Genomic DNA, 25,814 nt, shown 5'->3' on the forward strand with positions numbered 1-25,814 from the left:
ATTTTTGCTAGATAGGAGGCAAACACCATGTCATTTGAAATTCTCGAGACAGAAACCCAAGGGACTGTCATTAAAGTTGTAGGTGTGGGCGGAGCAGGCGGTAACGCGGTGGCCCACATGATTGCGCAAGGCGTTCAAAACGTCGAATTCATTTGCGCCAACACTGACGCGCAAGCTTTGGCAAAAACCAAAGCCAATGTGCTCATCCAGTTGGGTAAAACTGGTTTGGGTGCAGGCGCAAAACCCGAGGCCGGTCGCCAGGCTGCAGAAGAAGACCGTGACCGCATTCGCGATGCCTTGCGTGGTGCGCACATGGTATTCATTACCGCAGGTATGGGCGGTGGTACAGGTACAGGCGCTGCGCCAGTGGTGGCTGAAGTTGCCCAAGAACTGGGAATTTTGACCGTGGCGGTGGTAACCAAGCCTTTTGAATTTGAAGGCACCAAGCGCTGCAAAGCTGCAGAAGAAGGTCTTGAGAAACTCTCCAGTAAGGTCAACTCACTGATCATCGTGTTGAACGAAAAGCTGCTGGAAGTTGTGGGTGACGATGCAACCCAGGAAGACTGCTTCATTGCAGCGGACGACGTGTTGCATAACGCATGTGCAGGCATTGCAGAAATCATCAATGTAGAAGGCAACGTGAACGTCGACTTCGAAGACGTGAAAACAATCATGTCTGAAGTCGGTAAAGCCATGATGGGTACTGCAACTGCCAATGGTCCTGACCGTGCCCGCGAAGCAGCAGAGCAAGCCATCGCCTCTCCATTGCTGGAAGGTGTGGATTTGTCAGGTGCCCGTGGCGTGCTGGTGAACATCACTTCAAGCAAGAGTCTGAAGTTGAAAGAAACCAAGGAAGTGATGAATATCATCCGCGCTTATGCGGCTGAAGATGCCACCGTAATTTTTGGTACCGCTTACGATGAAACCATGGGTGACGACTTGCGCGTGACTGTGGTTGCGACTGGTTTAGGCCGCAAAGCCGCCAAGCCCACTTTGGTTCAGGCTGAACAGTACCAGCCCATGGCTCGCACCGGTACATTCGATGCAGTAAGTGGTCAGCAAGGTGAAACGGATTATGCCATTCCGGCCGTGTTCCGCAACCCACGCGACAACGCTGCTTCACGGGTACAGGCCTTGCAGGACAGTGGTATGGACCGGTTTGACATCCCCGCATTTTTGCGTCGTCAGGCAGACTGAAGGTAGTGAGTTAGTCAACACAAGCGATCTGCTTTTCGAGAACATTTTCGAAAAGTGAGTGTCCTATCATCACCCTTGGTAGTTCGCGGGTGAAGTTTGCAGTTTTGCCGAAGACTGCAAATCCGCGATCTACCCAGGGTCGCTTGTGTGGTGTATTTTTGAGGTTTTAGGAGAAGTATAAAAATGACAATCAAGATCGGTGACAAGTTGCCAAACGCGACTGTGTTTGAGTTTTTTCATGAAGAAACTGAGGGATGCTCCCTAGGCCCCAACAAATTTGAAGTGGAAAAAGAGCTGGCCGGTAAAACGGTTGCCATCCTGGCTTTGCCAGGGGCTTACACACCAACCTGCTCCGCAAAACACGTTCCAGGATTCATTGCACACTTCGATGCGTTTAAGGCCAAGGGTGTCGATGAAATTTGGTGTATTTCCGTGAATGATGCATTCGTGATGGGCATGTGGGGCAAGTCCTTGGGCGCAGAGGGCAAGGTGCGTATGCTGGCGGACGGTTCTGCCGAGTTCACCAAGAAAATTGGTATGGAACTGGACTTGACCGCGCGTGGCATGGGTGTGCGTTCTAATCGCTATTCGATGCTGGTCAAAGACGGTGTGGTAACTCAGTTCAATGTGGAAGCACCCGGTGTTTTCGAGAACAGCACCGCCGAAAAGCTGTTGTCCCAAATTTAAGAAATAACCGAGAAAACAGGGTAATTCGTGCAATTTTGCGACACTTTTACCCTGTTTTAACCCTAATTGGAGTTTGACCTCCATAAAAAATCTTGGGTTGAACTGACCGGATGGTTACACTTCGGTGACAATTCAAGGAAAGTTGTGTGAAACAAAGAACCTTAAAACAAGTGTTGAGTGCCACGGGCATCGGCTTGCATTCCGGCAAGCGGGTGACTATGACGCTGCGACCTGCACCACCTGACACGGGCATTGTGTTCAGGCGCGTTGACCTGCCAGAGCCGGTCGATTTTCCCGTGAATGCTCTGGCCATTGGCGACACGCGCATGGCGTCCACGCTCGAGAAAGATGGTGCGAAGGTTTCCACGATCGAACACCTGATGTCTGCATTGTGCGGGTTGGGCGTCGATAACGCTTACATTGATTTGACCGCAGTAGAAGTTCCCATCATGGATGGAAGCGCCATCTCATTCGTGTTTCTCATTCAGCAGGCGGGCTTGGTTGAACAATCTGCTTTGAAGAAATTCATTCGGGTCAAAAAGCCGATTGAGGTTCGGGAAGGTGAGGGCGCCAGCCTGAAATACGCCAGTTTGAAGCCATACGATGGCTTTCGCTTGAAGTTTGAGATTGATTTCGGTCACCCGGCGATTGACAAGACCGGGCAAATGGTCGAGATCGACTTCTCCAGCACATCATTTACCCGAGACATCGCCCGTGCGCGCACCTTTGGTTTCACTCAAGACGTAGAAACCTTGCGCAATTTAGGCTTGGCGCTGGGTGGCAATCTCGACAACGCGATTGTGATGGATGAGTATCGAATTCTGAACTCAGACGGATTGCGCTACGATGACGAGTTTGTGAAACACAAGGTATTGGACGCGATTGGCGATTTGTACGTCATTGGCCACCCGATTATTGGTGAATACCAAGCCTATCGTTCCGGTCACGGTTTGAACAATCAGCTGATTCGGGCCTTGATTCAAGATGCTTCAGCTTTCGAGGTGGTGACTTTCGAAAGTGTCAGGGAAACACCTACTGTATTTAGAGCAGATTGGGCAGTTGCCTAAGGGGACAATTGTAAAATAATATTAAACACAACAAAATCCTGTGGTTTTCGGATACATTCTAGAAACTACTTGAATTTGTGGTGTTTGTTCAGGGCTTGGGTAGCCTCCTTCAATGGTGAATCCCCTAGCCGGTTTTCAAGGTCTAGCCACGCTTTTCGGGCGGCATCCGAGAAAACAGCCCTTTTTGGGCGACGCTCCAACTGTTTGGATGTTAACGGGTTGGTTTGTATTTGTAGCTGAATTTCGTTTATATTCATGCCCGAACCCTGCAGATGTTGAATCAGGCTGGGTAAAGATTGCCTCAGGCGCGTCAGCGCCGCCGGGGTCGACACGAAAATTTTTAGTTTGTCTTTTTTGATTGGTCCAACACTAAAGGTCACGCCTCGAAGCGATGGCCAAGTGTGAATAATCTTCTCAAGCCGACGTGATTGCGCCGCTTGAGTGATTAATGAGCTGGTTTGTGGTTCCTGCATCAGGCTTGCCAAGGGAGATAATGCGGAATGCTTTGGTTTCACCGGGTGTTCTCACTAAAACCCGTTAAAAACGGGTGAATTCGGTTCGCTACGCGGATTGAGGAGGTTATACATGCAGTTAATTCTTATGCGGGGTCCTTTTTCTCGCACCAGTGTACTCAGTATAAAGACCAGCCACGTTGCTTTGTTGCTTGTTTTGCTGGTTATGTTGGCGGGGTCTTTCATGGCAGCCGGCCTCTACTTGGCTGCGCGTTATGGTGAGAAGATTCCAGTCGTTCAAGATATTGTTTATTCACAACAGTTGGCCAAGCACCACGATGTGGCTGAAACCGGAAGCCCCTTGGACGCCATGGCCATTCGGCTAGCCGAGATGCGTGCGCAGCTGGCCCGTCTGGATGCGGTGAGTGTGCGTTTGTTGAAATCCAATGGGCTTGACACCAAAGTCACCCTGACAGAGCAACTGGGCCAAGGTGGTTTACAACAAAAAGACGAAAAATCGCTGAATTACAGGGAAGTCAAAACGGCCATTTCCGAGGTGGCCAGTCAAATCGAACGACAGGCTGATGTATTCAGCATCATCGACACCGACCTGCAAAGCGCCCGAGTCAAATTTCTCAGTGTTCCCAACGAATCCCCCCTCTCAGACACTATCGCAGTCAGCAATTTCGGTAACCGAATTGATCCATTTACCGGCCGTCGTTCTGTTCATGAGGGCATTGACTTCATTGCCCCCACAGGCACGCCCATTTTGGCGGCTGCGGCGGGCGTAGTGGTGGAGGCCAAGTGGCATCCAGGCTACGGCAACATGGTCGAAATTGAGCACAACAACAAAACCACCACGCGTTATGCTCATGCATCCAAGCTGCTGGTTAAACCTGGCGACATAGTGCGGCTTGGTCAAAAAATTGCCCTGGTGGGCAGCACCGGCCGCTCGACGGGCCCGCACCTGCACTTTGAAGTGCGCGTAGACGGTGTGCCACAAAACCCCAGCAAGTTTCTTGAAAAGAACGGTCTTCCGCGTCCTGGCCCTTCAACTGTGGCCGCCTTGAACGGCTTATTCTCGGAAAGCGCTACTGTCCCGCTGGACTAGACTTCGCGTGCTAAACTTCTAGGCTGTTTTTGGAATCGACCGGACCCAAAACCCGGTCGATTGACTTTCAGGCCCCTCAAGGGTCGAACCAGCCGACATTATGATCACAGACACTCTGAAAAAGCTTTTTGGTAGCCGCAATGAACGGTTGCTAAAGACCTACCGTAAAACCGTCAATCAAATCAACGCTCTCGAGCCGACCGTTCAGGCTTTGAGCGACGACGCTTTGCGTGCGAAAACTGCCGAATTCAAAGAGCGCCTGGCCAAAGGTGACTCGTTGGACAGCTTGCTGCCCGAGGCCTTTGCCGTGGTTCGCGAGGCCAGCGTGCGGGTGTTTGGCATGCGGCACTTTGATGTGCAGCTGATCGGCGGCATGGCCCTGCATCAGGGCAAAATTTCAGAAATGCGCACCGGTGAAGGTAAAACACTCGTGGCCACCTTGCCCGCCTACCTGAATGCCCTGGAAGGAAAAGGCGTTCATGTGATTACCGTGAACGACTACCTGGCTTCTCGCGATGCTGCCTGGATGGGCAAGCTCTACAGCTTTCTGGGCCTGACTGTGGGTTGTAACCTGTCCCGCATGCCACACGACCAGAAGCAGACTGCCTATGCGTCTGATATCACCTACGGCACCAACAATGAATTCGGTTTTGACTACCTGCGCGACAACATGGTCTACAGCGTGGGCGAGCGTGTTCAGCGTGGTCTGAATTATGCGATTGTCGACGAGGTGGATTCGATTTTGATCGACGAGGCGCGCACGCCCTTGATCATCTCCGGTCAGGCTGACGATCACACTGAGATGTATCGCAAACTGGACAGCTTGCCCAAGCAACTGGTGCGCATGCAAACCGAGCAAAAGCCCGGCGAGGAAGAGGTGCCAGGCGACTTTTATGTGGACGAGAAAGGCCACCAGATCCAGATTAGTGAAGCTGGCCATGAAAAGGCCGAGCAAATTTTGAGTCAAATGGGTTTGCTGCCAGAAGGCGCGAGCCTGTACGACGCAGCCAATATTTCCCTGATGCACCACGTGATGGCTGCCTTGCGTGCGCACAACCTGTTTCATAAAGACCAGCACTACGTGGTTCAAAACGGTGAAGTGATTATCGTGGATGAATTCACGGGCCGCTTGATGCCGGGTCGCCGCTGGTCGGATGGTTTGCACCAGGCCGTGGAAGCCAAGGAAGGTGTTCGTATTCAGGCCGAAAACCAGACGCTGGCCTCCATCACATTCCAGAATTATTTCAGGATGTACAAAAAGTTGTCGGGCATGACAGGTACAGCCGACACGGAAGCGTTTGAATTCCAGTCCATTTATGGTCTGGAGACCGTCATTATCCCAACGCATCGACCCATTCAGCGTAAAGATGCACAGGACAAAATTTACAAAAGTGCGCGTGAGAAATACAACGCCATTCTTGAAGACATCAAGGACTGTTACGAGCGCGGTCAGCCCGTGCTGGTGGGTACGACTTCGATTGAGAATTCGGAGTTGATTGCCAGTTTCCTTGAAAAAGAAAAGCTGCCGCACAACGTGCTCAACGCCAAGCAGCACGAACGTGAAGCCGAGATTGTGGCCCAGGCGGGTCGCCCCAAGGCCATTACCATTGCCACCAACATGGCTGGTCGTGGTACCGACATTGTTCTGGGTGGCAACCTGGAGCGCGAGCTGGCAGGCATTGAAAACAATGCTGAAATTGATGAAGCGGCCAAGCCTGCCCTGATCGAGAAAGCACGTGCGGAATGGAAGTTGCGCAATGAAGCGGTGCTGAATTCTGGCGGTTTGCACATCATTGGTTGCGAGCGCCATGAAAGCCGGCGTATCGACAACCAGCTACGTGGCCGCGCCGGTCGTCAGGGTGATGCAGGTTCCTCGCGTTTTTACCTGTCGATGGAAGACCAGTTGCTGCGCATTTTTGCAGGCGACCGCGTGCGCGCAATCATGGAGCGCTTGAAATTGCCTGAAGGCGAGGCCATTGAGGCAGGTATTGTGTCCCGCTCAATTGAGTCTGCCCAGCGCAAAGTGGAAGGTCGCAACTTCGACATTCGCAAGCAATTGCTGGAATACGATGATGTGTCCAACGAGCAGCGAAAAATTATTTACGCGCAGCGCAATGAAATTCTGGAATCTGCCGAAATTCGCGAAACCATTGGCAACTTGCGGCATGGCGCCTTGGAGGCGGTGTTCCGTGAGTACATTCCTGAGGAATCCGTTGAAGAGCAATGGGATCTGGAAGGTTTGGAAACCGTATTGCGCAATGAGTACCAGCTTGAGGCCACTTTGCGCCAATGGCTGGAAGAGGATGCCAAAAGCTCGGACGAAGATTTCCTGAAGCGCATTCTTCAAATGGCCGACGAAATTTACGAAGCCAAGGTTCAATTGGTTGGTGTAGATTCTTTCGCAAAGTTTGAAAAAACATTGCTTTTGCAAAGCATTGACACGCACTGGCGTGAACACCTGGCTGCACTGGATTACCTGCGCCAAGGCATTCACTTGCGCGGTTATGCCCAGAAAAACCCCAAGCAGGAATACAAGCGCGAAGCCTTCGAGTTGTTTGGTGCCCTGCTGAACCGAGTGCGCGACGAGGTGGCCAAAGTCTTGTTGACGGTGCGGGTTCAATCTGCGGAGCAAGTGCAGCAGGCGGAGCAACAGCTGGAGCAAGAAGCTGCCGCGCATTTGGACAATATGCAGTACCAGCACCCGGATGCCGGTGGTGACGAGGACCAGTCTGCAGAAGCAGAGCTTTCCGCCGCGCCAGCCAACGTTCCTCGCCGCGTAAGTGAGAAGGTGGGTCGTAACGACCCTTGCCCCTGTGGCTCCGGCAAGAAGTACAAGCAGTGCCACGGAAAAATTTCCTGAAAAATATTGAAATAGTCGCGCGAAACGCGCAAGCCGAGGAGTTGATTGTCATGCCTGTGAATTTGAATGTACCTGCTGCTGATGCCTTGTTTCCAGTCGCCGGTTTGGACATGGGTTATGCCATGGCCCAAATTCGCAAACCCAACCGAAAAGATGTCTTGGTGGTGCGTGTGGCAGAGGGCAGCAGTGTGGCGGGTGTGTTTACGAAAAACCGCTTTTGTGCCGCACCGGTTCAGGTTTGTCAGGCTCATTTGAAGGCTGGAAAGGGAATTCGTGCTTTGGTGGTCAACACCGGTTGTGCCAACGCCGGTACTGGCGAGCGCGGCTTGGCCGATGCGCGGGCGACCACCGCCAAGGTGGCCGAGTTGCTGGGTGTTCAGCCTGAGCAAGTGTTGGTGTTTTCAACCGGCGTCATTCTTGAGAACCTGCCCATGGATCGTTTGTTGTTGGGCATTGATCAGGCGGTTGCAGGTTTGGGCAAGGCCGATTGGCTGGATGCCGCAACCGCAATCATGACCACCGACACCTTGCCCAAAGCCAGCAGCCGCAAGCTGAAAGTGGGTGCAGGTGAAATTGCAATCACAGGGGTTTCAAAGGGTGCAGGCATGATTCGCCCCAATATGGCCACCATGCTGGGCTACCTGGCCACCGATGCAGCCATTGCACAGCCTGTGCTGGAAAAGTGGACTACAGCCATGGCGGATGCCTCATTCAATCGAATCACCATTGATGGCGATACATCGACGAATGACAGTTTTGTGGTGATCGCCACAGGCAAAAGCAAGGCCGTGAATATTCAAACCGGTAATGAGCCAGAAGCTGCAGCCGTATTCGAGGCACTGAAGGCCGAGTCGATCAAGCTGGCCCAAGCAATTGTTCGTGATGGCGAGGGCGCCACCAAATTCATCACGGTGAAAGTTGAGCAGGCCAGCAGTGAAGAAGAGGCGCTGAAAGTGGCCTACGCCATCGGCCATTCTCCATTGGTGAAAACTGCGTTTTTTGCATCAGACCCCAACCTGGGCCGTATTTTGGCGGCTGTTGGTTATGCCGGCATTGATGACCTCGACCAAACCAAAATTCAACTGTATCTGGGCGATGTCTATGTGGCCCAAAACGGTGGCCGCCACCCCGATTATCGGGAAGAACAAGGTCAGGCGGTGATGAACGATGCAGAAATTACCGTGCGCGTTCAATTGGGGCGTGGCAACGCCAGCACCACCGTGTGGACCACAGACTTTTCGCATGAGTATGTCACCATCAATGCGGACTACCGCAGTTAACACGGCTGCGCGATGAGCACCCAACACAACGACACCAAAGCGATTCTCGAGCAGCTTGGCCGTATCGCTCAAGCCTTGGAGCAGGGGGTGATGAAAGCCCCCACGAACTGGAATGCCTCCACTGCGTTTCGCCTGCATCACAGGGCGGGCCAATTACGCCTTGAACCAGTAAAAACAGTCGAGTCACTGGATGCGGCTGTGCTGAAAAACATTGGCCCCCAACTTGAGAAGGTGGACCAGAACACCCACCAATTCGTGAAAGGTTTGCCCGCCAACAATGTGTTGCTCACCGGTGCTCGCGGCACCGGCAAGTCAAGCTTGGTGCGCGCCATGTTGAGCCGCTATTCGCCTCAGGGTCTGCGTTTGATCGAGGTCGACAAAACAGACCTGCTGTTTTTGCAAGACGTCGTTGACCTGGTCAATGGCAGGCCCGAACGTTTCATTGTGTTTTGTGACGATCTGTCTTTTGAGGAAGGCGAGGCTGGCTACAAGGCATTGAAAAGTGTATTGGATGGCTCAATTGCGGGCACATCGGACAACGTGTTGATTTACGCCACATCAAACCGCCGCCATTTGCTGCCGCAAATGATGAAAGACAACCTGCAAACCCAGCACATGGACAATGGCGAAATTCGTCCTGCTGAAGGCATTGAAGAAAAGGTGTCGCTGTCAGACCGATTCGGTGTGTGGGTATCTTTCCATGCGTTCAATCAGGATGAGTACCTGGCCGCCGTGCAAGTTTGGCTCGAGCATTTCAACATGCCTTATACCGATGAGGCTCGTCACATCGCACTTCGATGGACTATTGAGCGCGGTAGCCGTAGTGGTCGCCTGGCCTATCAGTTTGCCAAGCATTGGGCTGGCTCAAAAGGTTTGTAAGTCGAGTGACAACTTTTTTGGTTAAACCCCGAATTGATGTGGCAGTGGCTGTGGTGTTCAATGCCGACGGCCAGGTGCTGTGGGGTTGCAGACCGGAGGGCAAACCTTACGCTGGTTATTGGGAGTTTCCCGGTGGCAAGGTGGAGCCAGATGAAACGGTTTGGCAAGCCTTGGTACGTGAATTGAAAGAAGAACTCGACATCACTGCCCTTGAAGGTGGGCCCTGGTTTCGCATTGAACACGACTACGAGCATGCCAACGTGCGTTTGCATTTGTACCGTGTGTGGCGTTTTGATGGCAGCCCCAAGTCGCTAGAGAACCAGCGTTTCACTTGGGCCAGCCTTGACAGCTCAGACTTGTCTCCGATTCTGCCAGCTACTGAACCCTTACTGCCCAAATTGGCGCAGCCCACTGTGATGGCGCTAAGTAATTACGAGGCCGGGTTTGAGGCTTGTGCCAAGCGATTGGAACAGGGATTGAACAAAGCCACGACGCCGATTTATCTTCAGTTTCGTGAAAAGACCCTAAATGGCGATGCCCTGATTCAAGCCTTTGAGCACTGTTATGGTTTGTGCCAGAAAACCGGGCAGGCCATGTTATTGAATTCGGACACCTGGCTAAACCTGCGTGAGCATTTAGACGCTTTGCCATGTCCGCTGCATTTGACGCAAGCGCATTTGTTGTCGGGTCAGTTTCAGGATTTGCAGTGTGCCGGTGCTTCTGTGCATGATACTGACGGCTTGAGAATTGCTTTTGATCGCGGCTTGACTTATGCCGTGCTGGGCGCTGTGAAAGCAACTCCCTCACATCCTGAGCAACCAGGTTTGGGTTGGGAGAAGTTTCTTGAATCAGCGCAGACCGCGCGTTTGCCAGTGTTCGCGATCGGAGGCTTGGCTGCCGAGGATATTCGGGACGCTCATTTGCATGGTGCCCATGGAATTGCCATGCTTAGCCAGTTCGGGCTTGGCTGAGCAAAATTGCAAATGGCAAGTTACAGGTTACACAGCCTGATCTTGAACTCAATGGGTTCCAGATAGGGGTTGTTTTTACTCACACCGTTGGCATTTGGAATGTTGAATCGAATCCACAACATGTACTTGTTGGCGCTGAATTCAGGCACTACTTCCAGATCGCTTGGCAAATCAACCCGCAACAACTGAAATGTTTTGCCGCTCATTTGCTGGGTGTAGTTGCCTTGCTCGGCAGTCACGATGCTCATTTCGCCACTGTGACGCAAAATTTTCAGTACCAATTCAATGGCTTTGGCCAAGGGCCGCATGGGTTCAAACCAGGCCTCAATGTCGACACGACGTGCCTGGGCTGAACGGGATTGCCAGCGGTGGTAGCCGGGCAAATCAAATTCACAAACGCCGCCTGGAATGGTGCAGCGGCTGCGAATAATCATCAGGAATTCATTGTCGCGCAGATGGTAGCCCAATCGACCGTTGCATTGATTCAGTTGCGTGGCGGTGGAATCAATGCTGGCCAGCGTTTCTTCGAGCATGTGGCGATCGACGCCCGGGTGACCGCGAAATTGAACCAGCGATGCGCGCTGCCGGTCGAGTTCCTGGAGCAGATCACTTTTAAGATCAGCTCTTGAGCCGACTTCGATGATTTCAAACAGGGTAAGCAGGGCGGTGTGATGGTCCAGTCGATGGTCTTGCGACATGAAGAAGCCGAATTTGGCGAATAAATCTTCAAGGCGCAACAGGGTACGAATTCTCTCGTTGAGTGGAAACTCGTATGTGGTGATTTGAGTGACCGGATTGGTGGTCTGTTGTTCGTCTGTAACTTGAGTCACCGAGCCATCGCAATTAAAAGGAACATCAGGTGTGATTGTGGCGCACCTGTGGTTTTCATGCAAATAGCAAGGTCATTTTTGCGCTTTTTTTATTAATTTTTGGTGCATAAAGTCGATTTTTTCAATCAGTTCAGCTAGATCGCCATTGTTTTGGATCAGCTGCGTTGCACCTTCCAATCGCGTCTCTCGCGTGGCCTGGTTCTGTATCACAGCGCGTACTTGCGTTTCCGGCCAGCCATTGCGTTCAATCACCCTTTGAACCTGCTGTTCTACCGGGCAATCGACCACAATAATTTCATCCATCAGTTCACCCCAGCCGCCCTTTTCAAACAACAAAGGCACTACCAGCAGAAAGTAAAGCGGGGCTCCGGCGTCCAGTTGCTGCTGAACAAGCTGACGAATTTTTGGATGAAGGATTTTTTCCAGTGCAATTCTTTGTTCAGGTTCTTTGAACACCAAAGCCCGTATGTAGTCGCGGTTCATACTGCCGTCAGGAAGCAAGGCGTCACGGCCAAATGTTTGTTGTATGTCGGGAATGGCCAGACCCCCTGCCTTTGTCAGGCTGTGGGCAATTTCGTCGGTGTCAATGACGGTGGCACCCAAGGTTTGAAGCCGGTTTGAAACCGCGGTTTTCCCCGATCCAATTCCACCGGTTAGGCCCACCACCAGTTGCTTGGGTTTGTTTAAGGCAATGTGCATCGCTTGTTTAAATCCATTTGGTCAGGTCAAAGCCCGCCATCCAGGCCAGTGCGCCCATGACCAGGCACGGGCCAAAGGGAAAGGCATCGGTTTTTTTCTTTCCGCGAATGGTTTGAATGATCAGGCCGAACACAATACCCGACACGGAGGCAAACAACACCACGCTAAACAGAGAGGTGATACCCATCCAGGCACCAATTGCAGCCAGCAGCTTGAAATCGCCGTACCCCATGCCTTCCTTGCCGGTAGCCAGTTTGAAAAGTTGGTAAATCAGCCACAGCACCAGGTAACCCATGGCCGCACCGGAGACAGCACTGGCCAGCGGCACAAATTCTGCAAATAGATTAAACAGCAAACCAGCCCACAACAGGGGAAGGGTAATGCTGTCGGGCAACAGGTAAGTGTCAAGGTCAATGAGCGCCAGCACCAACAAGCTGGCTGCAAACGCCATCAGGGCCAGAGCCACAACACCGGGCGGGTTAAGCAAGGCAATGGCCAGAAAAAGACCCCCGCACAGCAGCTCAACCAGCGGGTAGCGCATGGAGATACGGCTTGAACAATGCGCACATTTGCCACGCAAGAGCAGGTAGGAGATCACAGGAATGTTGTGCCAGGCTTTCAAAGGCGTTTTACAGGCCGGGCAATGGGAGGCCGGCAGAAACAGGTTAAAGCGCGGAAATTCCTCGGGTTCGCGGCCTTGGGCTTCGGCCAGGTCGGCATCCCACGCGCGTTGCATCATGATAGGCAAGCGATGGGCCACCACATTCAGCAAAGACCCAATGCACAGCCCCAGCAGCGCGCTCAGCACAAGCCATTGGGCGGGATCCATACTATTCAGTGCGGTCAAACAATATCTCCCATATTGAAGATCGGCATGTACATGCCCACGATCAGTACGCCCACCAGTATGCCAATAACGCACATGATCATGGGCTCCATGACGGTGGACAGTGTATCCACTTTGTCATCCAGATTGGTTTCATATTGGTTGGCCAGTCGTTCAAGCATCGAGTCCATCCTGCCCGACTCCTCTCCAATGCGGATCATCTGGATGGATTCTGGTGGGAATAGCCGACTGTTTTCCATGCTATCGGAAACCCGTCCGCCTGAGGCAACGGCTTGCCGTATTTCAAGCGTGGCGTCCTGAAAGCTTCGAATTTGGGACACACTGGCCACAGATTCCAGTGCAGAGGTGATGGGTACGCCCGATGCACTCAACGTTGCGAAAGTACGTGTCCAACGGGCATGAACAGCTGTTTTCATCAGGTCGCCAATCAAAGGTACGCGTAACAGCAGTATGTCCATTGAGTTTTTGAATTTTTGATTTCGACGGTACATCTGAAACAGGCTGTAAACCCCCAAGCCCAATGCAGCAAGCAGAATCAATCCATACTCTTGAAGAAAATCGGAGGCTTTCAGCAAAAGGGTGGTGAGCAAAGGCAGTTCGGCTTTGAACTGCGAATAAATAGCCTTGAACGAGGGCAATACAAACAGCAACATGCCCACGGTAACGCCAACGGCCACGAGCACCACAATGCTTGGGTAAATCATGGCCTTGCGCACTTTTTGTCGAATTCGCAACGTTTTTTCAATGTGGGTGGCCAGTCGCCCCAGTGCGGCGTCCAGTTCGCCCGCATTTTCGCCGGCAGCCAGGGTGTTACAAAACAGGTTGTCGAAACAGCGGGGGTGTTTGCGCATGGCATCGCTGAGTTTCAAACCACTTTCCACATCAGCACGAATGGCCCTCACCACGGTTTGAATTGTCCGTTTGGATTTGCTGGTCATGCCGCCTGCAATCAAACCGAGGCTTTGTCCCAGCGGGACACCTGACTGGATCATGACCGCAAGTTGTCTGACAAAAGAGGCCACCAAGACCAATGGAATTTTGCTGCCGCTGTAAGGTTTTGCTTTTCGAAGCGAGCTGGCTTTAACACCTTGTCGGCTGAGCTGGTAACGGGCATGGTCGATTGACCTGGCCCGGATTTCGCCGGACCGTGCCTTTTGTGCCTTGCCTTTGGGTTTCTCCGTCCACAAAAACAGCAGTTCCCCTGAAGGGGGTTTCTCTCTCAGGTTTGCATTCATTGCGCGCGCTCGCAGGCAGATTAATCGGCTTTTGTCGCGCTCAGAATTTCTTCAATGCTGGTGATGCCCAAGCGAACTTTGGCAACGCCCGATTCGCTCATGCTGGCAATGCCCTCTTGGCGGGCAAGGCGCTCCAAGTCGAGCGCGGATGCACCCGAAATGATCAGTTCCTGCATGGCCTCGGATACGGGTAACACTTCATAAATCCCGGTGCGACCTGAGTATCCTGTGCCATTGCAGGCCTCACAGCCCACCGCGCAGAAGGGTGTCCAATCCTCTTGGGGGACCTCTTTCAACAGACCTGAAGTGGTTAATGCCTGTAGCCCTAGCGGGTGCGGTGACTTGCAATTGCACAGTTTTCGCACCAGCCGTTGCGCAATAATCAGGCTGACAGAGGAGGCGATGTTGAAGGTTTCAACGCCCATGTTTTTTAAGCGAATGATGGACGACACGGCATCGTTGGTGTGCAAGGTGGACAGTACCTTGTGACCCGTTTGTGACGCCTTGATTGAAATATCGGCTGTTTCAAGGTCGCGGATTTCACCGACCATAATGACGTCGGGATCCTGGCGCAGCAGGGCTCGCAGGGCTTTGGCAAAGGTCAAGCCGATCCGCTCGTTGATGTTGACCTGGTTGATTCCCGGCAGGTTGATTTCCGCAGGGTCTTCGACAGTGCTGATGTTGATGGAATCGTTGTTCAGCATTTGCAGAAAGGTGTACAGCGACACCGTTTTGCCGCTACCCGTGGGGCCAGTGACCAGAATCATGCCGTGTGGTTTCGCCAAGGCTTTTTCAACTGCCGCGCGCTGGGTGTTGTCAAAACCGAGTTGCTCAAGCTTCAGCAGTGATTTGCTGGAGTCGAGCAAACGCATCACGATTTTCTCACCAAACAGGGTAGGCAGCGTACTGACCCGGAAGTCGATTTTGCGTTCATCGGCCCCCAGGGTCAGTCGAATGCGGCCGTCTTGGGGTACCCGGGTTTCGGTGGTGTTCAAGCGGCTCATGATCTTGATTCGCGCCGCGATTTTTGATTTTGCGGCGAGCGGCGGCTGCGAGGTTTCCTGAAGCACGCCGTCAATTCGGAATCGAACCCGGTAACTTTTCTCATAGGGTTCAAAGTGAATGTCGGAGGCACCTTTTTTCAGGGCATCACTGAGCACTCTCTGAACGAATCGCACAATGGGCGCATCGTCGACATCTGGCGAAGCTTCCTCGTTGTTCGAATTACCTGCATCTGATTCAACCTCGGTCAGCAGGCTTTCATCCATGCCCTGAGAGGGGTCGTTTTTTTCAATCCGGTTGAGCAACTTGTCATATTCAACTACCACAGGCTCTACTTGCAGTTGAGTACGAAATTTCAGTTGCTGAATGGTACTCAGGTCGGTGGGGTCGGCCATGGCTACGCTGAGCGAGCCGTGGCGGCGATTCAATACAAAAGCCTCCAGCCCCCTCTCAGCTTGAATCAAATCTGACTCAAGGCCTTCGCGGGTATCGTCAAACTGGCTGAGGTCGAGCAAAGGGTAGCCAAAATGCTGCGAAACGGTGCTGGCCAAAAGCTCGGCACTCACCAATCCGTTGTTCACAATCCACTCGGCCACTGAACGGCCTTGGGCTTCCTCGGCGGTCAATTGCTCCAGCTGGGCATTGTCCAGAATTCCTTTGGCGGTCAGTGCCCGCACAAGCCCCGAGCTTTTGACAATTGCACTACTGATGCTCATAGATCAAGGTCCTTGAAAGTGAACGGTTTGGATCAACAGCTGTATTGCCCAACTATGCGTATTCAGTATGTACTTATCAATCACCTAGGCGGATGTTTTTCATGCAGATCAACTGTTGCGATTCACCGCAACATCGCACAACATGGCCAGTGCTTCGGTGTAAGGATTGCCGGTCAGCGTCCCTAGGCGGGTTTTGGCCGATTCGGAAAGTGCCTGTGCCTTGTCTCGGGTGTAGGCCAGCGAGCCGGTCTGCTCAATGCTTGCCATGATGGCGTTGACATCCTGAGTGCCACCGTTGGCAATTGCGTCCCGAATTTGGGTTTGTACTTGCGGTGCAGCATGTTGCATCGCATGAATCAGGGGCAGGGTGGGTTTGCCTTCACGAAGGTCGTCGCCCACGTTTTTGCCCAAAGCAGCACTTTCTCCTGCGTAGTCGAGCACGTCGTCGATCAGCTGAAAAGCGCTGCCTACTTCTGCGCCAAATCGACCCAGGTTGGCGACCGCCTCCTTGCTTTGACCGGTCACAATGCCCGCCAGGCGGCACGATGCCTCAAATAGCTTCGCGGTTTTGAAGTCGATGACTTGCATGTATCGAGCTTCAGTGACATCGGGGTCTTTGCAGTTCAACAACTGCAATACTTCGCCTTCAGCGATGGTGTTGGTGGCTTCCGACAGCACGTCCATGACGTCCATCAAGCCAATTTTTACCATCATCTGAAACGAGCGGGAGTACAGGAAGTCGCCCACCAGCACCGCAGCAGAATTTCCGTACTCGGCATTGGCAGTCAGGCGCCCTCGGCGCATGTCTGATTCATCGACCACATCGTCGTGCAGCAGTGTGGCCGTGTGAATGAATTCAACAATTGCTGCCAATTCAATGGCTTGCTGCATTTGTTGCGGGTTGGCGCCCAGTGCCCGGGCTGTCAAAATGACCAATGCGGGGCGCAGGCGTTTTCCACCTGCGTTGATGATGTAATCGCTGATCTGGTTGATCAGGCTGACCTCGGAGTGCAGACTTGTTCGAATAACCTTATCAAGTTGCTGCATGTCGGCCGCGATGGGGGACAACACACTTTTCACACTGGGCGCTGGGCTGGGCATGGGTTCACTGCATGTCTGGATGATTTATGTTGCGCATATTGTACTTGAGGGTGTTTGCCAAAAGCCGCGTTTCGTGAGCAGAATGAACGATGAATGATCACAAGGCTTTGACAACATTGCACTTTCCAAGCATAATTGCGGGCTATCCGAATTTTTTCGGGTTTATATCATTGAAAGTTTAGAGGTCAACTATGTACGCGGTCATAAAAACCGGTGGTAAACAATACAAGGTTATCGCTGGTGAAAAACTTAAAGTAGAACAGATACCTGCTGACATTGGCCAAGAAATCTCTCTGGACGAAGTGCTTGCCGTTGGTAGCGGTGACACCGTAAAAGTGGGTACTCCACTGGTTCAAGGGGCTTCGGTCAAGGCAGTTGTTTTGGCACACGGTCGTCACGACAAAGTGAAGATCTTCAAGATGCGTCGTCGCAAGCACTATCAAAAGCGTCAAGGCCATCGCCAGAACTTCACTCAAATCCAGATCCAAGCCATCAACGCTTGATAGAGGAGAATGACTCATGGCAAGTAAGAAAGGCGGCGGCTCTACGCGCAACGGACGTGACTCAGAAGCCAAGCGACTGGGTGTGAAGGTGTTTGGCGGTCAGGCGATCAACGCCGGCGGCATTATCATTCGCCAACGCGGCACACGTTTTCATGCTGGCGACAACGTCGGCATGGGCAAAGATCACACATTGTTTGCACTGACAGACGGTCAGGTGCAGTTCTCAGTGAAAGGCGCTTTGCGTCGCAAAACTGTGAGCGTGGTCAGCGAAGGCTAATCCCTTCGTTTGCACCGCACACCGTGCTTGGTCCAATAGCCCTGCATTGCAGGGCTATTTTCGTTTTGGGCCAGGTGCATTCGTTTTTAAAGTAAATCGGCACAGCTGTCGGGCGCGGTCGTTAGGCGCAGTTATCGGGAAGAAAAATGAAATTCATCGACGAAGCAACAATCGAAGTATTTGCAGGCAAGGGCGGCAATGGCTCGGGCAGCTTCCGTCGTGAAAAATTCATTCCGAAAGGTGGGCCAGATGGCGGCGATGGCGGCAAGGGTGGCAGCGTGTTTGCCGAAGCCGACCGCAACCTGAATACCTTGATTGACTATCGGTTTTCAAAACAACACCGGGCCAAAGGCGGTGAAAATGGCCGTGGCTCCGATTGTTATGGCGCAGCCGGTCCCGATATCGTTTTGAAAATGCCGGTTGGCACCACCATTGTGAATGCTGAAACCGGCTTGGTAGTAGCTGACCTTACTGAGCATGGTCAGCAAGTGTTGATTGCCAAGGGCGGCGATGGCGGCTTGGGCAACATTCACTTCAAAAGCAGTGTGAACCGGGCGCCACGGCAATTCACCAAAGGCAAAGACGGTGAATCTGCCCGTTACAAGCTGGAATTGAAGGTTCTGGCCGATGTGGGTTTGCTGGGCATGCCCAACGCTGGCAAGTCCACCCTGATTGCTGCGGTGTCCAATGCCCGCCCAAAAATTGCAGACTACCCATTTACCACCCTGCATCCCAATCTGGGTGTGGTGCGAATTGGGCATGCCCAAAGCTTCGTGATCGCCGATGTGCCCGGTTTGATCGAAGGGGCCGCCGAGGGCGCAGGTTTGGGCCACCAGTTTTTGAAACACCTCAGCCGCACCCGCGTGCTGTTGCACCTTGTCGACCTTGCCCCTTTCGATGAAAACGTAGACCCAGTGTACGAGGCTGCCGCGATTGTGGAGGAACTGCGTAAATACGATGAAGACCTGTGGGCCAAGCCCCGCTGGTTGGTGTTGAATAAAATCGACATGATTGCGGAAGAGGACCGGAAAGCGAAAATCGACGATTTTGTGACCCGCTACCGCGAGAAAACGGGTTGGCAGGGCCAGGTTCACCCCATTTCGAGTTTGACTGGCGAAAACACCGCGAACTTGATGCGTTCGGTGTACGAAAACCTCGTGCAGCAAATGCAGGTTGAGTTTCCGCCCGAGCCCGATGCGCGATTCCGCGAAAGCACAGGTACACTCATCAATCCTCAAGAAACTGGCGACGATCAGGAGTAATTTCCGTGGCAGAGAAATCTCTGGCAAATCAACGTGTGGTGGTCAAAGTAGGCAGCTCCCTTGTTACCAAAGGTGGCAAGGGTGTGGACATGGAGTCCATTCGTGCCTGGGCAGCGCAAATTGCCGAATTGACCAACCAAGGCTGCGAGGTGGTGCTGGTGTCCTCGGGCGCGATTGCCGAGGGCATGAAGCGCTTGAAATGGGCCAAGCGCCCGCGCGAAATTCATGAGCTACAAGCCGCTGCTGCGGTGGGGCAGATGGGTTTGGTTCACGCCTATGAAATCGGCTTTGCTGAACATGGCTTGGTGTGCGCGCAGGTGCTGCTAACCCATGCCGACCTGGCGGATCGCGAACGTTACCTGAATGCACGTTCCACCCTGTATTCCTTGTTGGGCCACAAAGTGGTGCCCATCATCAATGAAAACGACACCGTGGTCACTGACGAAATTCGCTTTGGTGACAACGACACCTTGGGTGCCTTGGTCACTAACTTGGTGGAAGCGGACACCTTGGTTATTTTGACCGATCAAGTGGGGCTTTACAGCGCTGACCCACGCAAGAACCCAGACGCCAAATTCATTCACCAGGAAACCGCGGGCAACCCAGAGCTTGAAAAAATGGCAGGCGGTGCTGGCAGCAGTGTAGGCACTGGCGGCATGATCACGAAAATTCTGGCGGCAAAGCGCGCCGCGCGCAGTGGTGCTGCAACAGTCATTGCCAGTGGGCACGAGCCCAATGTGCTCGTTCGTCTGATGAAGGGCGAATCTGTGGGTACCTACCTGAAAGCACCACTGGGTCGCCTGGCTGCGCGAAAGCAATGGATGGCTGACCATTTGAAATTGAAAGGCTCACTCTTGCTGGATGCGGGTGCCGCAGAGGCTTTGCGCAAGAAAAAGGGCAGCCTTCTGCCGATTGGTGTTACCGGTTGTCAGGGTAATTTCCAGCGTGGTGACGTGGTCGCCTGCCTAAGCCCCGAAGGCGAGGAAGTCGCGCGTGGCCTGGTGAACTATGCGGCTGCTGAGGTCAAAAAAATTGCCAAGCAGCCTACCAGCGCGATAGAGTCCATCCTTGGTTATCTGGATGAACCTGAGCTGATTCACCGCGACAACATGGTGGTATTGGCCTAACACGAATTGGAGTGCGCCTATGGAACTGTCGATGTGGAAAAACAGCGGGCAGTTATTTGAATGGAAAGGCCACTCCATATTTGTGCAAGACACAGCCGCCGCCAACAAACCCGTTCTGCTGCTCATTCATGGTTTTCCCACCGCCAGTTACGATTTTCACTTGATGTGGCCTGAACTGGCCGAAACTCATCGCCTGATTGCATTTGACATGCTGGGGTATGGCTATTCCGACAAGCCGCGCACCTGGCAGCATTCCATTTTTAATCAGGCCGACATTGCAGAAGCCTTGCTGAAAAGCAAAGGCATTGATGCATGCACCATGATCACTCACGATGTGGGAGACACCGTGGGGCAAGAATTGCTTGCGCGCCACGCTGAAGGAAAACTGGGTTTCCGATTGAATCGCGTCGTGATGTTCAATGGTGGTCTGTTTCCTGAAACACACCGCGCCATTCTGGTCCAAAAACTGCTGCTCAGCCCGCTGGGCTTTGTATTCACACGCTTGATGAAAAAGGAAAAGTTGGCGGCCAGCCTTCGCAGCGTGTGCTCGGAAGGGCTGAGCGATGCCGACATTGATGCGGCGTGGACGTTGATGGCCCACAAAAAAGGAAACTTGTGCATGCACCTGCTGATTCAGTACATGCGTGAGAGGCGAGAAAACCGCGACCGTTGGGTGCATGCCTTGCAGAGGGCCGACATGCCCTTTGCGCTAATCGACGGTGTTGAAGATCCCATTTCCGGCGAACACATGGTGCAGCGCTTTGAGGAACTGGTGCCTGGCAAACAAACCATTCGACTGGCTGGTTTGGGGCACTATCCGCATTTAGAAGACGCGGCGAAAGTGTTGGCTGTTTTAAAGCCATTGCTTGCGCACTAGCCCGATTTTGATTAACCCAAAATAGTGGTTTTTGCTCTGCATTATCTCTGTTGATACGCTTCGCCTTTTCTTAAAGGGTAGCCATGTCATACGAGGTGGATTACGAATTTCTTTCCAAATTAGAGGGCGGGTGCAGAACCGGCGGCTACATACCTGATTTGGAAAAAAGTAAAAGCGGCGTAACAATTGCAACGGGCTTTGATTTGGGAGCCCGTAACGAGGATGATCTACGTCGACTTGGCATTCAGGGTTCTCTACTTAAAAAGTTGGCACCTTATCTTGGACTGAAAAAGCATGACGCTGCCAGGAAACTCGAGAAAAGCCCGCTAAGCATTTCTACGACCGAATGTCTACAAATTGATCAAGTGGTTAAAACCCATTATTTAACGCAACTGGCCAAACGTTATAACAACGCAATTTCAAGCAGTGCCACGAAATTCGAAGATCTAAAGCCTGAGTTTCAAACTGTAATTACCTCGGTATCTTTTCAACATGGGCTGGAATTGGCCCGATCCGCACCCAAGTTTTGGGCTTCGGTCGTCGCTCAGGATTGGAAGCTGGCGGTCAAAATACTTCGCAATTTCGAGGATCAATACCCCACAAGAAGAAATAAAGAAGCGGACTTAATGGAGAAGGCACTTTGAGAAACTACCTGCTATCTTTCGTTGCTGCGCTTATTGGTTGTTCAAGTGCCGAATCCCCGCAAAACGATTATTTCTGGCTTGATCCAAATGTGCAGGAGAAAGTACAAAACTCATCCGAGGAGCTATTAATTTCTAGACCTTTGCTTGAATTGACCAATGGCAGTACCGTAAGCAACTGTGAACAATATTTCCGACATGAAGGTGGTGTTGCCGAGTCGGCAGCGAACTACGCTGCACGCTCGCATTATTTGATCTGCGATGCATTGAAGCTGGCTGAAACATGGCCGCCAAAGCCCGACGGCAAGCCGCTTGATGAAGACCTGTCCTTGTGTTCAAGCTTAAATTTGACCAGTTTCAGGCATTCTCTTCGACCACGTATTGAAGCGGATGGCGCCACGCTGACCCAATTGTTTGGCGAGGAAGCGATACAGGGATTGAATACCTGTAGTTTCCAAGGAGAGGGTCGAAATTTTGTCCTGAATGCGGTTTTGCTTGTTCAGGAAAAGGAAAGGCCAAAAAGGATGTGGGTGTGGGTGATCGATGAAATATTGGACGCGAGTTATCGCTCTTATGTTCCGGTGTGGTTTGTTTTCGACGAGTCCAAAAGCATGTGGATTGCTACCCAATAAAAAAAACGCGAACCATTTGGTTCGCGTTTTTTTATGTCGACTCAGGTTTTGCTTGGGTTTCCTCGGTTTTCACGGCTGGTTCCCAGTGATCCCCCCTAGGCAGTCGCCTTGGGTCATTTCTGGAAAACAGCAGTTTGGCCAACTCTCCCAATGCTTGTTTGTACACTTCCCGTTTGAAATCAATTACGTTTTCAAGTGGAACCCAATACTCGTTCCAACGCCAGGCATCAAATTCGGGGTGTTCAGTGGCCCGCAGGCTGACATCACAATCCCTTCCAACCAATTTCAGCAAAAACCAGATTTGTTTCTGGCCTTTGTAGCTTCCCCGCCATTCCCGTCGAATCCAGTGATCGGGCACGGTGTACCGCAACCAATTCCTGGTTCTTCCTATAATTTCAACATGTTCTGGCAACAAGCCAACTTCTTCGTGGAGTTCCCGGTACATGGCTTGTTCAGGCGATTCACCATGTTTAATTCCGCCCTGCGGAAATTGCCAGGAATGTTCACGAATTCGCTTACCCCAAAAGACCTGCTTTCGGGAATTGGTCAAAATAATGCCGACGTTGGGACGGTAGCCTTCTTTATCAAGCATACGCGCCCCGCAGATTTCTTTACAATTCACAGTCATTATAAGCACCAGCCTGCGTTTGTACACCTAGGGTATCCGCGCTGCGGGCGGATAAAAGTACAATCGCAGTTCTAACCAATTCATTACTCACGAGTTTTTTGCAAATGCGCGCCACCCAGTTTTTTTTGAATACCCTGAAAGAAGCCCCTGCTGACGCTGAAGTGATCAGCCATCAACTGATGATGCGGGCTGGCATGATCAAGCGCCTGGCCGGTGGCATTTACACCTACATGCCCGTGGGGCTGCGCTCCATTCGCAAGGTGGAAAATATTGTTCGCGAAGAGATGAACCGCGCGGGTGCCCTTGAGCTTCTCATGCCTGCGGTACAGCCCGCTGAGCTTTGGCAAGAAAGTGGCCGTTGGGAAAAATATGGACCCGAGCTGCTGCGTTTGAAAGACCGTCATGACCGTGATTTCGTGATTGGCCCTACACACGAAGAAGTGATTACCGATGTGGTACGCAAGGAAGTGAAAAGCTACCGCCAGTTGCCCTTGAACCTGTATCAGATTCAAACCAAGTTTCGCGATGAAATCCGCCCACGTTTTGGCGTGATGCGTGGCCGCGAATTTGTGATGAAAGACGCGTATTCATTTGACCGTACTCAAGAAGCTGCCTTGAAAACCTACGATGTCATGTACGACGCGTACCGTCGCATTTTTACCCGCTTGGGTTTGAATTTCCGCGCAGTGAATGCAGACACCGGTTCAATCGGCGGCAACCGCAGCCATGAGTTTCATGTGATAGCCGACACAGGTGAAGATGCAATTGCGTATTGCCCAAGTTCAGACTACGCCGCCAATGTGGAGCTGGCCGAAGCGGTTTGCACCGCGCAGCGCCCAGCCGCCAGCAAGGCCATGGACAAGGTGCACACTCCCGGTAATTCAACCTGTGAAGCCGTTGCAGCGCAGTTGGGTTTGCCTTTGACCGCAACGGTGAAAAGTGTGGTGTTTGCCAACGAGTGGCTGGATAAAAATGAAACCAAGCCTGCCAAGAAGGTACAAATTGTATTGGCACTGGTGCGCGGCGACCATGAAGTGAATGACATCAAGCTTGGCAAACTGACCGGTGTACAAGAACTGCGCTTGGCCACAGAAGCTGAAATTGTGGCTGCGTTTGGCACCCAGCCCGGTTATTTGGGCCCTGTTGGCTTGAAAGGCGAGGTGCGGGTTGTGGCTGATCGCAGTGTCGCCGCCATGGGTGATTTTGTGTGCGGTGCCAACACCGCAGACTATCACTACGCTGGCGTGAATTGGGGCCGTGATTTGCCTGAGCCCGAGGTGGCTGATATTCGAAATGTGGTTGAGGGCGATCCCTCGCCTGATGGCAAAGGTGCACTAGCCATGTGCCGTGGCATTGAAGTGGGTCACGTGTTCTATTTGGGCACCAAGTACTCGGAAGCGCTGCAAGCCAAGTTTCTGGAAGAAAACGGCAAGCCAGCGGTGATTGAAATGGGTTGTTATGGCATTGGTGTTACCCGTATTTTGGGTGCAGCCATTGAGCAAAACTTTGACGACCGCGGCATTATTTGGCCATTGAGCATCGCGCCTTTCGAGGTGGTGTTGTGCCCAATTGGCTACAAGAAAAGCGAAGAAGTGAAGGCTCAGGCCGACAAGCTATATCAACAGCTGAAAGACGCTGGCGTGGATGTGATGCTGGACGACCGCGATGAGCGGCCAGGTGTGATGTTCGCTGATTGGGAGTTGATCGGCGTGCCGCTGCGGGTTACCTTGGGTGACCGTGGCCTGAAAGAAGGCAAAGTGGAGTTTCAATCTCGCGATGGCAAGGTTGAAAAACGCGATGTTGAAGTTGGGGAAATTTTTGAGCAGTTGCGTGTTGAACTTGCCAACAGGCAAGTCAGTTTGTAATCCGTTTGCCCGGTTGGCGCACAGTGCCCGCCGGGCGCTTGCGCTGGCCATGGCTGTATTGGCTGTCGCTGGTGTTGGTTCGCCAGTTTTTGCCAATCAGCAGTATGAACCCATGGCAGACCATGTTCGCCTGGCGCTTCGCACCGCTTTGAGTGCCCCAGCGGCACCACGTCCAATTTTTGATTCTGTTGGTCATCGAATTGACTGGATGGCCGAGATGTCGCGCCGTTTGGCCCGCCGTGTTCCCGATTTCACCGAGCGAACAGAACTCATCAAGATTATTCGCTATGAGGCGCAGCGAGTTGGCATTGACCCTCAAATTATTTTTGCCCTGATTGAAGTGGAGAGTAACTTTCGTGCCGATGCGGTTAGCCATGCCGGGGCCATTGGCTTGATGCAGGTGATGCCGTTTTGGACCGATGTGTTATCGAGGGGAAGTTCTCGGGAGTTGTTTGAGCCGCGCGTAAACATTCGTTATGGATGCCTTATTTTGCGGCACTACCTCGACATTGAAAAAGGCAATCTGGACCGGGCTCTGGGGCGTTACAACGGCAGCCTTGGAAAAATGACCTATCCCAACCTGGTGTATGACCGTTTGGATCGGAATTGGGGCTACAGCTATGTTGAACCTCCGAAGCCTGCGCCTCGAATTGCGGGTGATTTTTGATCTGAAATTGAAGGGTTGTCGTTGCGGTTTCCTGCGGGTTTCTTGCCAACTCGGCATGGGTTGCTTGTGTTGCACGGGACTGGTTTATTGGAAGCTGAACTTGAATGGTCACCGCTGCCCGAAAACTTGGCATTTCGGCTTGTCAGCTTGAGTCTGCACTAAGCCAAGCCCTCCAAAAGTCACGGTCGGGTCTTGGCTTTCGCGCTGGGGCGCGATCGTTTGCCTCGGCGCGCCAAACCGGCAAGTTTTCTGATTGGTCATCGTGCGACCCATTACAAGTTCAGCTCCCAATCGGCGGCGGTGTTTCGATCTGGCAGTTAACCGGCAGGCGAGACATTGCAACCCAAGCCGATTACATGCCTGGAAACCCACCACCCGGCGGCATGCCGCCACCCGGAAAG

Annotated in this window: 26 protein-coding genes; 18 read left to right on the forward strand and 8 right to left on the reverse strand. The window is 52.5% G+C overall.

The window, feature by feature from the left end; genetic code table 11:
- The first annotated feature begins 27 nt into the window (after nucleotides 1-27).
- The 3 genes from ftsZ to lpxC all read left to right on the forward strand — a co-directional run bounded on the left by ftsZ (nucleotide 28) and on the right by lpxC (nucleotide 2,951).
- Complete coding sequence (ftsZ, locus tag PY990_RS13490) at nucleotides 28-1,197, forward strand: cell division protein FtsZ (RefSeq protein WP_008250414.1); 1,170 nt, start codon at nucleotides 28-30, stop codon at nucleotides 1,195-1,197.
- 183 nt (nucleotides 1,198-1,380) lie between these two features.
- A complete protein-coding gene (locus PY990_RS13495) occupies nucleotides 1,381-1,884 on the forward strand; it encodes a peroxiredoxin (RefSeq protein WP_275272046.1) in 504 nt (167 codons plus the stop codon).
- 146 nt (nucleotides 1,885-2,030) lie between these two features.
- Nucleotides 2,031-2,951 carry a UDP-3-O-acyl-N-acetylglucosamine deacetylase gene (gene lpxC / locus PY990_RS13500; protein ID WP_171100592.1) on the forward strand — a complete coding sequence of 307 codons (921 nt, stop codon included), beginning with the start codon at nucleotides 2,031-2,033 and terminating at the stop codon, nucleotides 2,949-2,951.
- 65 nt (nucleotides 2,952-3,016) lie between these two features.
- Here the strand turns inward: lpxC and PY990_RS13505 are convergent, their stop codons facing one another.
- The gene (locus tag PY990_RS13505) at nucleotides 3,017-3,208 is read right to left on the reverse strand and encodes a hypothetical protein (protein WP_146106554.1); all 192 of its coding nucleotides are present in this window, start codon (nucleotides 3,206-3,208) and stop codon (nucleotides 3,017-3,019) included.
- Between the two features lie 328 nt (nucleotides 3,209-3,536).
- Here PY990_RS13505 and PY990_RS13510 point away from each other — a divergent pair, with 328 nt between their 5' ends.
- The 5 genes from PY990_RS13510 (at nucleotide 3,537) to PY990_RS13530 (ending at nucleotide 10,504) form a co-directional block, all read left to right on the forward strand.
- A complete protein-coding gene (locus tag PY990_RS13510; protein ID WP_275272047.1) occupies nucleotides 3,537-4,514 on the forward strand; it encodes a M23 family metallopeptidase in 978 nt (325 codons plus the stop codon).
- A gap of 100 nt (nucleotides 4,515-4,614) precedes the next feature.
- Complete coding sequence (gene secA, locus PY990_RS13515) at nucleotides 4,615-7,374, forward strand: preprotein translocase subunit SecA (RefSeq protein WP_275272048.1); 2,760 nt, start codon at nucleotides 4,615-4,617, stop codon at nucleotides 7,372-7,374.
- 50 nt (nucleotides 7,375-7,424) lie between these two features.
- The gene (argJ, locus tag PY990_RS13520) at nucleotides 7,425-8,654 is read left to right on the forward strand and encodes a bifunctional glutamate N-acetyltransferase/amino-acid acetyltransferase ArgJ (RefSeq protein WP_275272064.1); all 1,230 of its coding nucleotides are present in this window, start codon (nucleotides 7,425-7,427) and stop codon (nucleotides 8,652-8,654) included.
- A gap of 12 nt (nucleotides 8,655-8,666) precedes the next feature.
- Complete coding sequence (locus tag PY990_RS13525) at nucleotides 8,667-9,533, forward strand: ATP-binding protein (protein WP_275272049.1); 867 nt, start codon at nucleotides 8,667-8,669, stop codon at nucleotides 9,531-9,533.
- A gap of 5 nt (nucleotides 9,534-9,538) precedes the next feature.
- Nucleotides 9,539-10,504 carry a Nudix family hydrolase gene (locus PY990_RS13530; RefSeq protein WP_275272050.1) on the forward strand — a complete coding sequence of 322 codons (966 nt, stop codon included), beginning with the start codon at nucleotides 9,539-9,541 and terminating at the stop codon, nucleotides 10,502-10,504.
- Between the two features lie 20 nt (nucleotides 10,505-10,524).
- Here the strand turns inward: PY990_RS13530 and zapD are convergent, their stop codons facing one another.
- The 6 genes from zapD to PY990_RS13560 all read right to left on the reverse strand — a co-directional run bounded on the left by zapD (nucleotide 10,525) and on the right by PY990_RS13560 (nucleotide 16,934).
- Nucleotides 10,525-11,286: a cell division protein ZapD gene (gene zapD / locus PY990_RS13535; RefSeq protein WP_413789539.1), complete on the reverse strand. Its 762-nt coding sequence runs from the start codon at nucleotides 11,284-11,286 to the stop codon at nucleotides 10,525-10,527.
- 120 nt (nucleotides 11,287-11,406) lie between these two features.
- Entirely contained in the window at nucleotides 11,407-12,033 is a 627-nt protein-coding gene (gene coaE / locus PY990_RS13540; protein ID WP_275272052.1) for a dephospho-CoA kinase, read from the reverse strand.
- Nucleotides 12,034-12,040: 7 nt separating this feature from the next.
- Entirely contained in the window at nucleotides 12,041-12,880 is an 840-nt protein-coding gene (locus PY990_RS13545; protein WP_206018523.1) for a prepilin peptidase, read from the reverse strand.
- The gene (locus PY990_RS13550; protein ID WP_275272053.1) at nucleotides 12,877-14,115 is read right to left on the reverse strand and encodes a type II secretion system F family protein; all 1,239 of its coding nucleotides are present in this window, start codon (nucleotides 14,113-14,115) and stop codon (nucleotides 12,877-12,879) included. Before PY990_RS13550 ends, PY990_RS13545 begins: the two co-directional genes overlap by 4 nt.
- A 20-nt stretch (nucleotides 14,116-14,135) precedes the next feature.
- Complete coding sequence (gene pilB / locus PY990_RS13555; protein ID WP_275272054.1) at nucleotides 14,136-15,833, reverse strand: type IV-A pilus assembly ATPase PilB; 1,698 nt, start codon at nucleotides 15,831-15,833, stop codon at nucleotides 14,136-14,138.
- A 108-nt stretch (nucleotides 15,834-15,941) separates the two neighbouring features.
- Entirely contained in the window at nucleotides 15,942-16,934 is a 993-nt protein-coding gene (locus tag PY990_RS13560; RefSeq protein ID WP_275272055.1) for a polyprenyl synthetase family protein, read from the reverse strand.
- 191 nt (nucleotides 16,935-17,125) lie between these two features.
- On the opposite strand from PY990_RS13560, the gene rplU reads away from it, so the two are divergent.
- The 7 genes from rplU (at nucleotide 17,126) to PY990_RS13595 (ending at nucleotide 22,253) form a co-directional block, all read left to right on the forward strand.
- A complete protein-coding gene (gene rplU / locus PY990_RS13565; RefSeq protein WP_105027264.1) occupies nucleotides 17,126-17,437 on the forward strand; it encodes a 50S ribosomal protein L21 in 312 nt (103 codons plus the stop codon).
- 16 nt (nucleotides 17,438-17,453) lie between these two features.
- Nucleotides 17,454-17,714: a 50S ribosomal protein L27 gene (rpmA, locus tag PY990_RS13570; RefSeq protein WP_105027263.1), complete on the forward strand. Its 261-nt coding sequence runs from the start codon at nucleotides 17,454-17,456 to the stop codon at nucleotides 17,712-17,714.
- Nucleotides 17,715-17,860: 146 nt separating this feature from the next.
- Complete coding sequence (cgtA, locus tag PY990_RS13575) at nucleotides 17,861-18,976, forward strand: Obg family GTPase CgtA (RefSeq protein ID WP_171100569.1); 1,116 nt, start codon at nucleotides 17,861-17,863, stop codon at nucleotides 18,974-18,976.
- 5 nt (nucleotides 18,977-18,981) lie between these two features.
- Nucleotides 18,982-20,103 (forward strand): glutamate 5-kinase, encoded by a 1,122-nt coding sequence (gene proB, locus PY990_RS13580; protein WP_275272056.1) that lies wholly within the window; start codon nucleotides 18,982-18,984, stop codon nucleotides 20,101-20,103.
- 19 nt (nucleotides 20,104-20,122) lie between these two features.
- Nucleotides 20,123-20,980: an alpha/beta fold hydrolase gene (locus PY990_RS13585; protein WP_275272057.1), complete on the forward strand. Its 858-nt coding sequence runs from the start codon at nucleotides 20,123-20,125 to the stop codon at nucleotides 20,978-20,980.
- An 83-nt stretch (nucleotides 20,981-21,063) separates the two neighbouring features.
- Entirely contained in the window at nucleotides 21,064-21,624 is a 561-nt protein-coding gene (locus tag PY990_RS13590) for a pesticin C-terminus-like muramidase (protein ID WP_275272058.1), read from the forward strand.
- Nucleotides 21,621-22,253 carry a hypothetical protein gene (locus PY990_RS13595; protein ID WP_146106553.1) on the forward strand — a complete coding sequence of 211 codons (633 nt, stop codon included), beginning with the start codon at nucleotides 21,621-21,623 and terminating at the stop codon, nucleotides 22,251-22,253. Before PY990_RS13590 ends, PY990_RS13595 begins: the two co-directional genes overlap by 4 nt.
- A gap of 31 nt (nucleotides 22,254-22,284) precedes the next feature.
- On the opposite strand, the gene PY990_RS13600 is transcribed toward PY990_RS13595, so the two are convergent.
- A complete protein-coding gene (locus PY990_RS13600; protein WP_275272059.1) occupies nucleotides 22,285-22,845 on the reverse strand; it encodes an RNA pyrophosphohydrolase in 561 nt (186 codons plus the stop codon).
- 140 nt (nucleotides 22,846-22,985) lie between these two features.
- Between PY990_RS13600 and PY990_RS13605 the strand changes: the two genes are divergently transcribed.
- From PY990_RS13605 to PY990_RS13615, 3 genes are all read left to right on the forward strand, one after another.
- Nucleotides 22,986-24,746 carry a proline--tRNA ligase gene (locus PY990_RS13605; RefSeq protein ID WP_275272060.1) on the forward strand — a complete coding sequence of 587 codons (1,761 nt, stop codon included), beginning with the start codon at nucleotides 22,986-22,988 and terminating at the stop codon, nucleotides 24,744-24,746.
- Complete coding sequence (locus PY990_RS13610) at nucleotides 24,715-25,413, forward strand: transglycosylase SLT domain-containing protein (protein WP_275272061.1); 699 nt, start codon at nucleotides 24,715-24,717, stop codon at nucleotides 25,411-25,413. The genes PY990_RS13605 and PY990_RS13610 overlap by 32 nt, the downstream gene beginning before the upstream one ends.
- Before the next feature lie 104 nt (nucleotides 25,414-25,517).
- Nucleotides 25,518-25,814, forward strand: a 297-nt coding sequence (locus PY990_RS13615) for a hypothetical protein (protein WP_275272062.1), incomplete at its 3' end; no start/stop codon positions are given.

This window comes from Limnobacter olei (genome assembly GCF_029087225.1).
GTDB classification, from domain to species: domain Bacteria; phylum Pseudomonadota; class Gammaproteobacteria; order Burkholderiales; family Burkholderiaceae_B; genus Limnobacter; species Limnobacter olei.